The organism is Rhodococcus sp. ACT016, from assembly GCF_050477185.1.
GTDB lineage: Bacteria > Actinomycetota > Actinomycetes > Mycobacteriales > Mycobacteriaceae > Prescottella.
In genome coordinates this window covers 4,822,524-4,836,433 of record NZ_JBEAET010000001.1, presented here as the reverse complement: position 1 = coordinate 4,836,433, position 13,910 = coordinate 4,822,524, and the positions used below count along the sequence as shown (strand labels likewise).

Sequence of the window (13,910 nt, the reverse complement as noted above, 5' to 3'; positions counted from 1 at the left end):
GAATCTTTTGCAGAACATTGTCTTTGGAGGAACACCCCGATCATGACCGAAAACGCTGATACCCAGAACCCCGGCCGCACCGACGCGTCGCTGATGACCGCGTTGTACCCGGAGATGGCCGGCAAGGTCGCCGTCGTCACCGGCGCCGCCCGCGGCATGGGCGCGGCCTTCGCGGCCGGTCTCGCGACGCGCGGGGTGAACGTCGTCGGTGCGGACATCAACGAAGAGCAGATGACCGCCACCGCGCAGGAGATCAACGACGCGCTCGCCGCGAACTCGCTCGCCGAGACGCCCGGCCGCGTCGTCGGTGCCCGCATCGACGTCACCAAGGCCGACGAGCACGAGGCGGTGGCGCAGACCGCGCTGAAGGAGTTCGGCCGCATCGACTTCTGGATCAACAACGCCGGCATCTTCCCATTCGCGCTGGTCCAGGAGATTTCGCCCGAGCAGATCGCCGCCGTCCTCGACGTCAACGTCGAGGGTGTGCTGTTCGGTTCGCAGGCCGCGGCCCGCCACATGGCGCCCGGCGGCGCGATCGTGAACATGTCGTCGGTGTCGGCTCTGCGCATCCGCCGGGGCCGCGGCGCGTACTGCACGTCCAAGGCCGCCGTCGCGCACCTCACCGAGTCGCTGGCAGTGGAACTGGGCGACAAGGGGATTCGCGTCAACGCGATCGCACCCGGCTACATCGACACCGAGATGACCCGCTGGGTCCGCGAGGATCCCGCCGCCCTCGAGCACGCGCTGGACGTGGTGCCGCTGCACCGCCTCGGCTCGCCCGAGGAGGTCTTCGGGCCGCTGCTGTTCCTGCTCTCGGACAGCGCCCGCTACGTCACCGGCCACTCCATCGCCGTCGACGGTGGTTCGCGCCATGTCTGAGTCGATTTCCTACCCGAACGTCGTCCTGGTCACCGGCGCCGCCGCCGGCATGGGCGCCAACCACGCCAAGGCGCTGGCCGCGCAGGGTGTGCACGTGTGCGTCGCCGACGTCGCGGACACGTCCGCGGTGACGGCCGAGATCGAGGCCGCCGGGGGCAGCGCGTCGGCGCACCACCTCGACGTCGCCGACTCCGCGGCCTGGACGCGCGTGATCGACGAGATCCGTTCCACCAAGGGCGAACTCGGTGGTCTGGTCAACAATGCCGGCATCAGTCGCCGACGCGAATTCATGGACACCCCGGACGACGTCTGGGAGCTGACCATGCGGATCAACCTGTTCGGGCCGTTCTACGGGATGAAGGCCGCCGCTCCGTTGATGAGGGAGAGCGGGGGCGGATCGATCGTGAACATCTCGTCGATCTCCGGCCAGGTCGGGTACTTCTCGCCGGCGTACGCGTCGAGCAAGTGGGGCCTGACGGGGCTGTCGAAGTCGGCGGCCGGACAGTTCGCGCAGTGGGGCATCCGGGTGAACTCCGTTCATCCCGGGCTGGTCGGCACCGCTCTCGTCGGGGGAGCGGACGCCTTCGTCAAGGCCTCGCTGGAAAGCATTCCGGCCGGACGCATGGGCACCGTCGACGAGATCACGAACGCGGTGCTGTTCCTGCTGTCCGACCGATCCACGTACATGAACGGCAGCGAGGTGACGGTCGACGGCGGCCTGGTGTCCAACGGGCTGTACCACCGCATCCTCGCCGAGACGGGAGGTGTCCTCTCATGAGTGAAGACAACTGGGACGTCGTCGTCATCGGCGGCGGCGGAGCGGGACTCGCCGCGGCGGTGTCCGCGGCCGAGCAGGGCGCGTCGGTGCTGCTGTTCGAGTCGCAGACCGAACTGGGCGGCTCGACGCAGCTGTCGGCGGGCCTGTTCACCGCCGCCGACACCAGCGTCCAGCGCGACCTCGGCATCGAGGACTCGGCCGAGAAGTTCTTCCAGCACTACATGGACCTCAACCACTGGATTCTCAAGCCCGGTCTGGTCCGTACGTTCTGCGAGAACGCCGGCCCGACGCTCGAATGGCTCATCGGCCTGGGCGTGGAGATCCCCGCCCGGGAGTCGGCCAACGCCCACATGCCGGGTCTGGCTCAGGCGGGTGTCGAGGACGTCTGGCGCGGGCACGTGCCCAAGGATCAGGGCTACGGCCTGGTCCAGGTGCTCGACAAGGCACGCCGCGACCAGGGCGTCGAGGTGGTCATGAACACGCGCGTGCAGTCGCTGATCGTCGAGGACGGCCGCGTTGTCGGCGTCGTCGCCGACGACATCGAGGTCCGGGCGTCGTCGGTCGTCATCGCGAGCGGCGGTTTCGCACAGAACAAGGAGTTGGTGGACCAGCTGTATCCGTTCGCCAACCGGGGCGGCGACTCGCGCTTCGTGGTGGCGGCGCCGGGCAGCCAGGGCGATCACCTGGCCTTCGGTGAGCAGGTCGACGCGGCCGTCACCGGTGAGGGCTGGGGCCTGACGCTGCCGACGGTGTACTTTCAGCGCTACCACCACTGGCAGTCGGGCTTCCCGCCGAAGTCGCGGATCTACGTCAACGGCGCCGGCCGTCGCTTCATGGACGAGGACGCGTCGTACGCCGTTTCGACCGGCATCATCGACGCGCAGCGCGGCGGGGCCTGGGTCGTGTTCGACGAAAAGGCTCGCGTGAATCTTCCTGGCGGGTATACTGATTGGGCTTCGGAGCGGGTTCTCGAAGAGGCGGACTCCGGGCGGACGCTTCGGGCCGATTCTCTCGCGGAACTCGCCGAAGCGATGGGTGTGCCGGTCGACTCCCTCGAGGCGGCCGTCGCGCGGTGGAACGATCAACTCCCGAACGGTGTCGACGACGACTTCCTGCGTCATCGCACCCTCGCGAACAAGGGTTCCACCGCCAACCCGGACCCGATCGATCAGGGTCCGTTCTACGCCGCGCGATTGCTGCCCGCCGAGCTCGTGTGCACACACGCGGGCGTCGAGATCGACAGCAACGCATCAGTTCTCGATCGGACCGGACGTCCGGTCAACGGACTGTTCGCGGCCGGAGAAGCCGGGGCCGGAATCCTCGGCCTCCGGTACGTGGGCGGCGGCAACGCCGTGGCGAACGCCCTCACGATGGGCCGGATCGCCGGAATCAACGCTGCGCGCACCGCTCGCGGCGAGTCGACCGTGTCTCCCACGTCGACGGCAATGACAACTGCAGGAATCTGACACCGAGCGTGTTGCACACCAGACTCTTACAAAGGACCATTCATGCCAACGAACGACACTGTGGAGCCCGCGGTTCGTAACCCCGAGCCCGCCCGAGGACCGGATCCCGTGCAGACAGAGACCCAGCCGAAGCAGTCCACCGTCAAGGTGGTGCGTGCGGCCATCGTCGGTACCGTCGTCGAGTACTACGACTTCGGTATCTACGGCTACATGGCGACCATCATCGCGTCGCTGTTCTTCGTCTCGGAGAACGACACCGCCGCGCTGCTGGGCACGTTCGCGACGTTCGCGGTCGCGTTCTTCCTGCGCGTGCCGGGTGGCATCTTCTTCGGCCACATCGGCGACAAGTACGGCCGCAAGAACGCCCTGTCCTGGACGATCCTGCTGATGGTCGTCGCGACGGCGGCGATGGGCATGATGCCCACCTACGTCACGCTCGGCGTGTGGGCCACGGCGATCCTGGTGCTGGCCCGCTGCCTGCAGGGCTTTGCGGCCGGTGGCGAACTGGGCGGTGCCAACGCGTTCGTGTCGGAGTCCGCTCCGGCCAAGTGGCGCGCCTTCCAGACCTCGATGGTCAACTCGGGTACCTACATCGGCTCGCTCGTCGCGTCGCTGACCGCGCTGGCGCTCACCTCGGTGTTCACGCACGACCAGATCATGTCGTGGGCGTGGCGAATTCCGTTCCTGCTCAGTGTCGTCATCGGCGTGGTCGGCATCTGGATCCGGAACCACATGGAGGACACCCCGCAGTTCAAGGAGCTCGAGGACAAGGGTGAGACCGCGAAGGTTCCCGTCAAGGAGCTGCTCACCACCTCCGGCAGCTCGCTCGTGAAGATCATCTTCCTGGGTGCGCTCATCACCGGCGGCTACTACATCGCCTCGGTGTACGCGGCGACCTACCTGCAGAAGGCCGGCGGCCAGTCATCCACCGTCGCGTTCCTGTCCACGTCGCTGGCACTGGTCCTCGGTGTCATCACGCTGCCGATCGCGGGCTACCTGGCCGACCGCTACGGCCGCAAGCCCGTGCTGCTCATCGGCAGTATCGCGGCTGTCGTGCTGGGCATCCCGATGTTCATGCTCATGGCCGGTGGCAGCATCTGGCAGGCGGTCGTCGGCCAGTCGGTGCTGTTCATCACGGTCTCGGTGGTCAACGGTGCGTCGTACGTGACGTACGTCGAGATGCTCAAGGCGTCGGTCCGCTACAGCGGTCTCGCGCTGGGCAACAACATCACCAACATGGCGCTCGGTGGCACGGCGCCGTTCATCGCGACGTGGCTGATCGACGTCACGGGCAACCGGCTCGCGCCGGCCGGCTACTTCGTGTTCTGCGCGCTGCTCACCCTCATCGCGGTGTTCTTCGTCAAGGAGACCAAGGGCATCGAGCTCCGCGCCGACTAGTACGGCTCGTCAGGCCCCGCCGGTGGCGACACCGGCGGGGCCCCGTTCGTTCGACAGGAGACGCACATGTCGCTCAACGACAAGCAGGACATCACCGAGGTCCTCTACCGCTACGCACGGGCGGTGGACCGCAAGGACTTCGACCGCGTGGCGGACTGCTACTTCCCCGACGCGATCGACAACCACGGCGGCTACGTCGGCACCGTGGACGGGCTGATCGAGGACATGAAGTCCCGGCACGCCACGATCGACTCGTCGCTGCACTACATCACCAACGTGCTGATCGACTTGGACGGCGACACGGCGAACGTGGAGTCGTACTGCCTGTGCTACCTGCGGCAGGCGCCCGCGGTGCCCGGCGGTCCGCAGTCGCGGGCCACCATCAAGTGTCGCTACGTCGACCGCTTCGAGCGCCGCGACGGCGAGTGGCGCATCGCGGACCGCATCGTCGTGTTCGACGAGTCCGTGACCGACGAGATCGTCGACGGCCTGGCCCCCTCCTGGGTCCGATCCCGTCGGTCCTTCGAGGACCCGGTCTTCACCGGGAAGCCCTGACCGGCAACACTTCCGGGTCTGCGGAGACAACAGCGCCGGCACCCCTTCCGCAGGGGTGCCGGCGCTGTCGTGTGCGCGCCGCCTCGACGCCCTGAACAGTCGCGACAACACCTGCGATATGGTCGACGGCAAATCTACTGTCCGGGGGAGGGCGATAGTGACGATCTTCTTTCTTGCATGTCTTGCAATGGGTCTCGTGGGCCTCGTCGGGACGATCGTCGTCGGCGACGCCGGATCCGACAGCGGCGACGCGGTGGAGGGGTTGCCGTTCCTGAGTCTGACAACCGCCGCCACAGCACTGTTCGGCGTCGGCCTCGGCGGAAGCGCGACACTCCTGGCGGGCGGTAGTGGTGGCGTCGCGGGGATCGCGGCCGCCGGGTGCGCGATCGTCCTGGTCTTCGTCACCCGCGGTGTCCTCCTTCCCTACCTGCTACGACAGCAGTCCAATTCCCACATCGGACGGCACAGCTACATCGGCCTGACCGGCACCGTCACCATCGCCATCGAACCCGGCCAGTGGGGCGAGATCACCTTCACCGACGTCGAGGGAAGCCGGGTCCGTGCGCGCGCCGTCTCCGCCGAACCGGCACCGCTGCCCGTGAACACCGCCGTCTACATCGGCGACGTCGACGACGACAACGTTCACGTCGTCGCGATCACCGACTCCACATCGGATTCCGCACTGCCCGAAACGAACTGAGGGAAACTCATGGTCGCAATCGTGGGCGCCGTCGTGGCTGCCCTGGTGGTCTTCATCGGACTGCCCTTCATCTACATCCGCAACTACATCAAGGTGCCCCCGAACGAGGTCGCAGTCTTCACCGGCCGCGGCACCCCGAAGGTGGTGCGCGGCGGCGCCCGCTTCAAGATCCCGGGCATCGAGCGCGTCGACATCATGTCGCTCGAGCCGTTCAACGTGAAGATCGATCTGCAGAACGCCCTCTCCAACGACGGCGTCCCGGTGAACGTCGAGGCCGTCGGCCTGGTGCGTATCGGCTCGGCCGACGAGGCCGTCCAGACCGCCGTCCAGCGGTTCCTGACCTCCGACCTCGACGAACTCCGCCGACAGATCAACGACATCCTCGCCGGATCGCTCCGTGGCATCACCGCCACCATGACCGTCGAGGATCTGAACTCGAACCGCGAGACCCTCGCACGCAGCGTCGTCGACGAAGCCGGCGGCGACCTCTCCCGCATCGGCATGGAAGTCGACGTTCTCAAGATCGCCGGAATCAGCGACCACAACGGCTACCTCGAGTCTCTCGGTCAGCGCCGCATCGCCGAGGTCAAGCGTGACGCGGCCATCGGCACCGCGAACGCGGACCGCGACGCCCAGATCCAGTCCGCGAAGGCCCGGCAGGAAGGCGCCGTCGCGCAGGCCGAGGCCGACACCGCGATCGCCGCCGCCAACCAGGCCCGGGACGTCGAGCTGGCGAAGCTGCGCGCCCGCACCGAGGCGGAGAACGCCGAGGCCGACCAGGCCGGCCCGCTGGCCCGGGCGACCGCGGAGAAGGCGGTCAAGATCGCGCAGGAGAAGGCCGAGGCCGCGCAGGTGGAGGCCCGAATCGAGGTCGATCAGCGGCGCGCCGAGCAGGCCAAGGCCGCGCTCGAGGCGGACGTCATCGCCCCCGCCGAGGCCGAGCGTCAGGCCGCCATCGCCCGCGCCGAGGGCGAGAAGACGGCCGCGATCCTCCGCGCCGAAGCCGCCGCCGAGTCCGCACGACGCTCGGGTGAAGCCGCCGCCGATGCCCGCAAGCTCGCCGCCGACGCCGTGCGCACCGAGCAGCAGGCCGAGGCCGACGGCATCAAGGCCCGGCTGGCAGCCGAGGCGGAGGGCCGCACGGTCGCCGCCGAGGCGCTGCGCGCCGAGCAGCAGGCCGAGGCGGACGGTCTGCGTGCCCGGCTCGAGGCGGAGGCCGATGGCAAGCGGAAGGTGGCCGAGGCGCTCAACGCCTACACGCCGGCCGCTGCCCAGATGCTGATGCTCCCCGACGTCCTGAAGGCGCTCGTCGAGGCGACCGACGCGGCAGCGAAGCCGGTGGGCGAGATCGACCGGATCTCGATCGTCGGCGGCGCGGACGGCGTCTCCGGCAGCGTCGGCTCGCTCCTCGGCATCAGCCCGTCGACGATCGCGGGAGTGATCGAGACCCTCGAATCCTCCGGCGTCGACATCACCGGCATGCTCAATTCGATTGGGCAGCATCCAGAGAAGGCTGCGCCGACCACCACCGACGTCGCCGAGGCGGCGCTGACGTCCGCGAGTGCGAGCAGCAACTGAGCGGGTAAGCCGACCGGTCAGTGACCGGCCGCAACCGAAACGGCCCGCCCCACCGAAAGCGTGGGGCGGGCCGTGGTTTTCCGGTTGTTCACTGCAGCGGGGAGAGCGCCTTCTCGATGCTGGTCATCATCGCGACCGGGGCCTCGAACATCGCGTAGTGCCCGGCGTTGGCGAGGACGTCGAGCTCGCACTGCGGCAGCTGCTCCATCCACGTGGCCTTCATCGTCTCCGCTCCGAGCGCCGGATCGTGCTCGCCGACGATCACCTTCACCGGAACGGACGTGCCCGGCAGGTCGGCGACGAAATCGGCTCCCGCCCAGGAGCGCAGGTAGGCGCCGAACGCCGGGCGAACCGAGTGGTCCACCGAGAACTGCGTCATCTGCCGCAACCAGTACGCCGACTGGCGGTTGCCGGTCGTGAAGTCGAGGATCGCGTAGCGGTTGCCGTCCTCGTTCTCGGCGCCGGTGAACAGCGCGTCGCTGTCCGGGTCGAACGGGACACCCGACGCCGGCACCGGGCTGATGCCGATCACCGCGGTCACCCGCTCGGGTGCGTCGGCGAATACGCGCAGCGCCGCGGCGCCGCCCATCGAGTGACCGACGAGGGCGAAGCGGTCCCAGCCGAGCTCGTCGGCGAGGGCGAGGGTGTCCGCCGAGATCTCCTCGAGCGTGTACTCGCCGGCCTCGTCCTTGCGGGCGCCGTAGCCGCGGTAGTCGATCAGGGCGTAGGTGTAGGCGTCTGGGTCGACCAGTTCGGGCAGCAGGCCCCAGCCCTCCGAGGTGCCGAACCAGCCGTGCAGCGCGATCACCTTGATCGGACCGCTACCGACGATCTTGTGCGCGATTGCCATTCGAGTTCTCCTTGCCTAGTCGGCTGAAGGGTCCCTTCACACGCTGACAGCGCATGAAGGGACCCTTCAGCTCATGCGACGTCGTCGAGATTCACGCCCTTGGTCTCCCGGCTGAACGCGAGCGCGATCACCGTGATCGCCATCGTGACCACCAGGTAGCCGACAACCATACCGACACCGAAGTTCTCGATCAGCCAGACCGCGATGAACGGGGCCGGCGCACCGGCGATGATCGACGAGCCCTGGAACACCAGCGACGAACCGGCGTAGCGGTAGCGGGTCGGGAACAGCTCGGTGATCCACGCGGCCTCCGGGCCGGCCAGCATGCCGTGGAAGAACGCGCCCACGCACACGCCGAGCCACAGCATCGGCAGGCTCTCGAGCTGGACCAGCCAGAAGAACACCGGCGCCCACACCACGAGGATGATCGCGGGCACGAGCATCGCCTTCTTGCGGCCCACGCGGTCGGACCACGCGCCGCCGCCGATCATGCCGACGAACTGGAACAGCGACGCGAACGTCACGGCCAGGATGATGTCGCCGCGGTGGAAGTCGAAGTACGTGGTGGCGTACGCGATGACGAACACGGTGTAGACGTAGAACGCGATGTTCTCGCCCAGGCGCATGCCGAGGCCGGTGAGCACGGCGCGCGGCCGCGACAGCGCCTCGAGGATGCTCGAACGTTCCTGTGCCGCCGGAGCCTTCGCGGCCTGCTCTTGCGCGGCCTTGAAGACCGGGGACTCCTCGACGCCGCGGCGCACCCAGAAGCCGACGATCAGCAGCGGGATCGCGAACAGGAAGGCCACACGCCAGCCCCACTGGTCGAACGCGTCGTCGCTGAGGAAGAAGCCGAGAACCGACACGATGACGGTCGCCAGCACCGTGCCCATCGGGGCACCGGCCTGCGGCCACGACGCCCAGAAGCCGCGCTTCTTCGGCTCGCCGTATTCGCTGACCAGCAGCACCGCGGCACCGAACTCGCCGCCGAGTGCGAAGCCCTGGATCATGCGCAGCACGACCAAAGCGACTGTGGCCCAGATGCCGATCTGGTCGTACGTCGGCAGCAGGCCGATCGCGGCCGTCGCGGTGCCCAGCAGGATGAATGTCGTGACGAGCATCGGCTTGCGGCCGAACTTGTCGCCGAGGTGGCCGAACACGATGCCGCCCAGCGGGCGGGCGATGAAGCCGAGGCCCTGCGTGGCCAGCGCCAGCAGCAGCTTCGCGACGCCGTCGTCACCGGGGAAGAACAGCGGGCCCAGGACGGTCGCCGCGAGGATGCCGTAGATCGCGAAGTCGTACCACTCGAGCACGGCGCCGGCCATGCTGCCGGTGAGGACGCGCTTGAAGCTGGACTTCGGGGGCTGATCGGTGGTGGCCGAACCCGGCGGCACGGCGGCCCCGGTGACGGTCGGAGATCCCATGACGGATCCTTTCGGGTGCTGGAGAGATTCTGGGGGAGGGGGGATCAGAGTGCGAGGCTGATTTTCTTGCCGCATGCGCGGGAGCAGCAGGTCATCATCGACTTGTTCTGAGCCCGTTCGGTTTTGGTGAGCACCATGTCCCGGTGGTCTACCTCACCGTCGAGGACGGGGGCTTCGCACGATCCGCACAGCCCCTCCTCGCAGTCGCTCTGGATGTCGATGTTCGACGCGCGCAGGGCGTCGAGCACCGTCTGGTCGGCCGCCACCTGGATGGTCAGGCCGGAGTCGCGCAGCTCGACCTCGAACGCGTGCTCGTTGGCCGGGTCGAGCGTGGCTAGGTTCGAGGTGAAGTGCTCGACGTGCAGCGAGTCCTCGGGCCAGTGCGCGGTGGCCTCCTCGAGCGCGGCGAGCAGCCGCTCCGGGCCGCACGAGTAGATCTGGGCGCCGGGTGCCGGCGTCGCGAGCAGGGCCGGGATGTCGAGGCGGTCACCCGCGGCGCTCGAGTGGATCTCGACCCTGCCACCGTGGTCGGCCGTCAGCCGGTCGAGCAGCGCCATCGTCGCGACATCGCGTCCGCAGTAGTGGATTTCGTATTCCTTGCCGGTGGCCTTGGCATGGTCGGCCATCGCGATGACCGGGGTGATGCCGATGCCGCCCGCCACGAAGATGTAGCGCTCCGCGTCCGGGTCGAGCTTGAAGTGGTTGCGCGGGCCGCGCATCTTCAGGGTGTCGCCGGCCTGCAGGGTGCGGTGCACGTAGCGCGATCCGCCGCGGCTCTCGGGCTCCTCGAGCACCGCGATCTCGTAGTGCGACAGGTCGTTCGGGTTGCTGCACAGCGAGTACTGGCGCGACAGGTCGCCCAGTTCGACGTCCACGTGCGAGCCGGGCGTCCACTTCGGTAGCGGCTTGCCCGACGGATCCGACAGCCGCACCCGCACGACGCCGTCGGCGGCCGGGGTGATGGCGTCGACCGAGACGGTGCGCGAGATGTTGGTCTTGGACGGCTCGCCGATCTTCACCGGCTGACGATCGTCGAGGATCGACGGGTCGGCGCGTTCCGGGTTCTTCGCCGGATCCCACTGCACCAGAACGTGGTCCGGCCCGCGGAACGACGTGTTGGGCAGGTAAGTGAACTTCTGGTCGGGGGCCAGCTCCATGTGCGGGAGACGCTTGGTGAACTCCTCGAGGAAGATCTGCATCTCCATGCGGGCCAGGTTCTTACCCATGCACTGGTGGCTGCCGTAGCCGAACGTGAGGTGGTCGCTCGAGTTCTCGCGGCGGATGTCGAAGTCGTCGGCGTTGTCGAAGTGGCGCTCGTCATGGTTCGCGGACGACGTGACGATCAGCAGCTTCGAACCCGCGGGGATGTTGATGCCGCCGATGGTGGTGTCGTCGGTGACCAGGCGGCGCCAGGCCGCGACCGAACCGGAGTGGCGCAGGCACTCCTCGACGGCGTTCGGGATCAGGCTCGGATCGGCGACGATCTCCTCCCACACACTGCGGTTCTCGAGCAGCAGGCGGAAGGCGTTCGCGGACGCGTTGGCCGTGGTCTCGTGTGCCGCAACGATTCCCGCCATCATCATCGAGTGCAGGTACGAGTCGGTGACGACGTCGGGCTGCTCCTGCTGCATGCGGATTCCGAACGGCATCCAGCCGTGCCCGGACGGATCCTTGCGCATCTTGTCGAGCACCTGGCCGGCGTACTGCCAGAACTTGCCGACCGCGTCGGCGACCGCGACCTGCTCCTCGACCGCGGGCCGCCCCCACGTGTTGACGGTGTGTGCAATCGAGTAGCTGCGCAGCTCGTCCATGTCCTCCTCGGGCACGCCGAGGAAGTGCAGGGCGACGGTGAGCGGGACCTCCCACAGCATCTCGTCGACGAGGTCGGCCCGGCCGGTCTCGACGAACCGGTCGACGTACTCGCGGGTGAGGCGGCGGACCATCGGCTCGTGGTGGACCAGTTCCTTGGGGGTGAACGGGTCCATCAGGACGCGGCGGCGCGGCATGTGTGCGGGCTCGTCCTCGTTCACCAGCGTGCGCGACATCGCGTAGTCGTACTTGGCGAGCGTCGCCGTCGCCTCGTCCGAGACCGGGGTGATCTTCTCGAGCGCGATCGACGGCGAGAACAGGATGTTGTCGCGGAAGACGGCCTTGACGTCCTCGTACCGGGTGACCACCCAGTAGCCCAGTTCGGGGCTGTAGAACACCGGCTCCTCGTCGCGCGACCAGCGCAGCGACGACGCGGGGTCCACCTGGTACGGACCGGTGAAGGGATCGAAGGCGGCGGCATTCGCGGAAACCGGGCAGCCCGTGGTCTGCAGGGCCTTGTGATCGATCGGGCACGCGCTCATGACTTGAATCTCCGTTGGTTTGAAACTCGCTCTGAACTGCGGAGTTACTAATAACGCACAACCTGTAGCGGTGAGCGAACTTCGGACAGAGTAAGTGCGGTCACATTCGGGGTCAAGTGCCGACGCTGTAACGGAGCGGGCGGTCTGTTCTGCGATGGCCGTGACGGCTCGATTCGCAACGCCCGAGGGGGAGAGGGGTCGGGAAGGGGAGGTGGTGCGGCGTGGACGCGGGGAAGCGTCAGATGCTGATGAGGCGCTCGATCTCGCGGGCGGTGCGCTTCACCGCGTTCGCTGCCTGATCGGTGTCGAGGCCGTCGATCGCGACCACGCCGACGCTGCGTTCGAGGCCCGCGCTCGAGCCGACGCCCTGCGGCAGCGCGATGCCCGACGCGATGCCGACCGCGCCGTGCTCGAGCTGTCCGCGGGTGAGGCTGTAGCCGTCGGCGCGGGCCTGACGGACCGCGTCGGAGTCGCCGGGTGTTTCCGGGCGCAGCGCGAGGATCGCGATGCCGGCGGCGCCGCGGTCGAGCGGATGGCTACTGCCCACGCGGTAGCCGACCCGCAGCAGCGTGCCCTCGGGTTCGGCAACCATGATCACCACGCAGTTCTGCCCCTGAGCTGCGGAGACGAACGCCGTCGCGCGGGTCTCGTCGGCCAGTGCGTGCAGCGCGGGCTGGACGTCGCTCGCGAACTGCGGTTCGAACCTGGACGCGAGCACGGCCGCCGCGACGCCCAGCCGGATCCGGCCGTCGGCGGTGCGGGTGACGAGGGAGTGCTCCTCGAGGGTGGCGACAATGCGGTAGCAGATGGCCCGGTGCACATCGAGTTCCTTGGCCAGGTCGGCCACCGAGATGCCGGCGGGCGACTGCGCGACGAGGTCGAGCGCGCGCAGCCCACGGTCGAGCGTCTGCAGCGTGCTCATGTGCGTCCTGTTCGTGGGTAGTCGCCGGTCTGTCGGTTGGAATCCTTTGTACAGACTTTCCCAGGTGGAGCGGTAACCCGTTGGGGCGCAGTGTTCGCCGAGGCGAGCGGGCACGGCCGACGGACCGTGATCGGGCATTGGAGAAATAGTTCACACATATACTATTTGCGTGAGTTATCCGGGACCGTCCACGCTGCGCGCATCCACTACCAGCCGCGATAGGGTTGGCCGCATGAGCGGGGACGAAGGGCGCAGCGTGGTCGAGGGGTCGGAAACACCCGGCTCGCTCGACTTCTGGTCGTTCATCGACCTCGCCAATCGGCGACTGAGCACCGAGTTCGGGTCCACGCACCAGCTGGCCACGCAGGTCCTGCTGACTCTGAACCGGGCCGCGAACGTGGTCACCTACGACCTGGAGTCGTCCGTGCACCGGCCCCGTGGGCTGTCGTGGTCGGCATTCCGGTTGCTGTTCGTGACCTGGCTGGCCGGCCCGATCGAGCCGAAGAGCGCCGCCAAGCTCACCGGTATGAGCCGCGCGGCCGTGTCCAACCTGACGAAGACGCTGGAGGCGGCCGGCCTCGTCGAGCGCACGCCCGACGAGCACGACGGGCGTTCGGTGCAGCTGTCGCTCACCGAGAAGGGGCGGGCGGAGATGGCCGCCACCTACCGGGAGCACAACGAGCGCGAGTATGCGTGGGCGAGCGTGCTCACCGAGGCTGAGCAGCACATTCTCGTCATGCTGCTCGACAAGCTGATCACCAACCGCAGCCAGTTCGACGTCCGCGGACGCAACTGACCCACCGGGCCTCGGGCCCGTTCGCCCCCTCGGCGCCTCCTCTCTTCCGTCGCGTTCTGCGCACTTTCAGCGCTCCCGGGACGGCTACCTGCGCGGCAAGTGCGCAAAGCGCGGGGTGGGGAGGGGGAGTGGCGCGACAAGTGCGCGAAACACGGGGAGACGAGACCGCTCGTGTGGTTGCGCTCACGTACCGAAACTAGTTAATCTGTTTACTAA

General features: G+C 68.0%; 12 protein-coding genes. 8 read left to right on the top strand and 4 right to left on the bottom strand.

The window, feature by feature from the left end; translation table 11 throughout:
* The first annotated feature begins 42 nt into the window (after positions 1-42).
* The 7 genes from ACQ5DX_RS22140 (at position 43) to ACQ5DX_RS22110 (ending at position 7,354) form a co-directional block, all read left to right on the top strand.
* A complete protein-coding gene (locus ACQ5DX_RS22140; protein WP_430334625.1) occupies positions 43-879 on the top strand; it encodes an SDR family NAD(P)-dependent oxidoreductase in 837 nt (278 codons plus the stop codon).
* A complete protein-coding gene (locus ACQ5DX_RS22135) occupies positions 872-1,657 on the top strand; it encodes an SDR family NAD(P)-dependent oxidoreductase (protein WP_430334624.1) in 786 nt (261 codons plus the stop codon). The genes ACQ5DX_RS22140 and ACQ5DX_RS22135 overlap by 8 nt, the downstream gene beginning before the upstream one ends.
* Positions 1,654-3,123 (top strand): FAD-dependent oxidoreductase, encoded by a 1,470-nt coding sequence (locus ACQ5DX_RS22130; protein WP_430334623.1) that lies wholly within the window; start codon positions 1,654-1,656, stop codon positions 3,121-3,123. The genes ACQ5DX_RS22135 and ACQ5DX_RS22130 overlap by 4 nt, the downstream gene beginning before the upstream one ends.
* A 108-nt stretch (positions 3,124-3,231) precedes the next feature.
* A complete protein-coding gene (locus ACQ5DX_RS22125) occupies positions 3,232-4,521 on the top strand; it encodes an MFS transporter (RefSeq protein WP_430334622.1) in 1,290 nt (429 codons plus the stop codon).
* A gap of 66 nt (positions 4,522-4,587) precedes the next feature.
* On the top strand, positions 4,588-5,076 hold the full coding sequence (locus ACQ5DX_RS22120) for a nuclear transport factor 2 family protein (protein WP_430334621.1): 489 nt from the start codon (positions 4,588-4,590) through the stop codon (positions 5,074-5,076).
* 157 nt (positions 5,077-5,233) lie between these two features.
* Positions 5,234-5,776 (top strand): NfeD family protein, encoded by a 543-nt coding sequence (locus ACQ5DX_RS22115; protein ID WP_430334620.1) that lies wholly within the window; start codon positions 5,234-5,236, stop codon positions 5,774-5,776.
* A gap of 9 nt (positions 5,777-5,785) precedes the next feature.
* Complete coding sequence (locus ACQ5DX_RS22110) at positions 5,786-7,354, top strand: flotillin family protein (protein WP_430334619.1); 1,569 nt, start codon at positions 5,786-5,788, stop codon at positions 7,352-7,354.
* An 88-nt stretch (positions 7,355-7,442) separates the two neighbouring features.
* On the opposite strand, the gene ACQ5DX_RS22105 is transcribed toward ACQ5DX_RS22110, so the two are convergent.
* The 4 genes from ACQ5DX_RS22105 to ACQ5DX_RS22090 all read right to left on the bottom strand — a co-directional run bounded on the left by ACQ5DX_RS22105 (position 7,443) and on the right by ACQ5DX_RS22090 (position 12,898).
* Positions 7,443-8,204, bottom strand: coding sequence for an alpha/beta fold hydrolase (locus tag ACQ5DX_RS22105; protein ID WP_430334618.1), 762 nt, complete (start codon positions 8,202-8,204; stop codon positions 7,443-7,445).
* A 71-nt stretch (positions 8,205-8,275) separates the two neighbouring features.
* A complete protein-coding gene (locus ACQ5DX_RS22100; protein WP_430334617.1) occupies positions 8,276-9,625 on the bottom strand; it encodes an MFS transporter in 1,350 nt (449 codons plus the stop codon).
* A gap of 44 nt (positions 9,626-9,669) precedes the next feature.
* Positions 9,670-11,976, bottom strand: a complete 2,307-nt coding sequence (locus tag ACQ5DX_RS22095; protein ID WP_430334616.1) for a cytochrome P450/oxidoreductase — start codon at positions 11,974-11,976, stop codon at positions 9,670-9,672.
* A gap of 238 nt (positions 11,977-12,214) precedes the next feature.
* Positions 12,215-12,898, bottom strand: coding sequence for an IclR family transcriptional regulator (locus tag ACQ5DX_RS22090; RefSeq protein WP_430334615.1), 684 nt, complete (start codon positions 12,896-12,898; stop codon positions 12,215-12,217).
* Between the two features lie 232 nt (positions 12,899-13,130).
* Here ACQ5DX_RS22090 and ACQ5DX_RS22085 point away from each other — a divergent pair, with 232 nt between their 5' ends.
* The gene (locus ACQ5DX_RS22085; RefSeq protein WP_430334614.1) at positions 13,131-13,694 is read left to right on the top strand and encodes a MarR family winged helix-turn-helix transcriptional regulator; all 564 of its coding nucleotides are present in this window, start codon (positions 13,131-13,133) and stop codon (positions 13,692-13,694) included.
* The last annotated feature ends 216 nt before the right edge of the window (positions 13,695-13,910 follow it).

Bases quoted from the DNA above. Each gene is read 5' to 3' on its own strand.
- ACQ5DX_RS22140 (WP_430334625.1), top strand. From the start codon at position 43: ATGACCGAAAACGCTGATACCCAGAACCCCGGCCGCACCGACGCGTCG.
- ACQ5DX_RS22135 (WP_430334624.1), top strand. From the start codon at position 872: ATGTCTGAGTCGATTTCCTACCCGAACGTCGTCCTGGTCACCGGCGCC.
- ACQ5DX_RS22130 (WP_430334623.1), top strand. From the start codon at position 1,654: ATGAGTGAAGACAACTGGGACGTCGTCGTCATCGGCGGCGGCGGAGCG.
- ACQ5DX_RS22120 (WP_430334621.1), top strand. From the start codon at position 4,588: ATGTCGCTCAACGACAAGCAGGACATCACCGAGGTCCTCTACCGCTAC.
- ACQ5DX_RS22110 (WP_430334619.1), top strand. From the start codon at position 5,786: ATGGTCGCAATCGTGGGCGCCGTCGTGGCTGCCCTGGTGGTCTTCATC.
- ACQ5DX_RS22105 (WP_430334618.1), bottom strand. From the start codon at position 8,204: ATGGCAATCGCGCACAAGATCGTCGGTAGCGGTCCGATCAAGGTGATC.
- ACQ5DX_RS22100 (WP_430334617.1), bottom strand. From the start codon at position 9,625: ATGGGATCTCCGACCGTCACCGGGGCCGCCGTGCCGCCGGGTTCGGCC.
- ACQ5DX_RS22095 (WP_430334616.1), bottom strand. From the start codon at position 11,976: ATGAGCGCGTGCCCGATCGATCACAAGGCCCTGCAGACCACGGGCTGC.
- ACQ5DX_RS22090 (WP_430334615.1), bottom strand. From the start codon at position 12,898: ATGAGCACGCTGCAGACGCTCGACCGTGGGCTGCGCGCGCTCGACCTC.
- ACQ5DX_RS22085 (WP_430334614.1), top strand. From the start codon at position 13,131: ATGAGCGGGGACGAAGGGCGCAGCGTGGTCGAGGGGTCGGAAACACCC.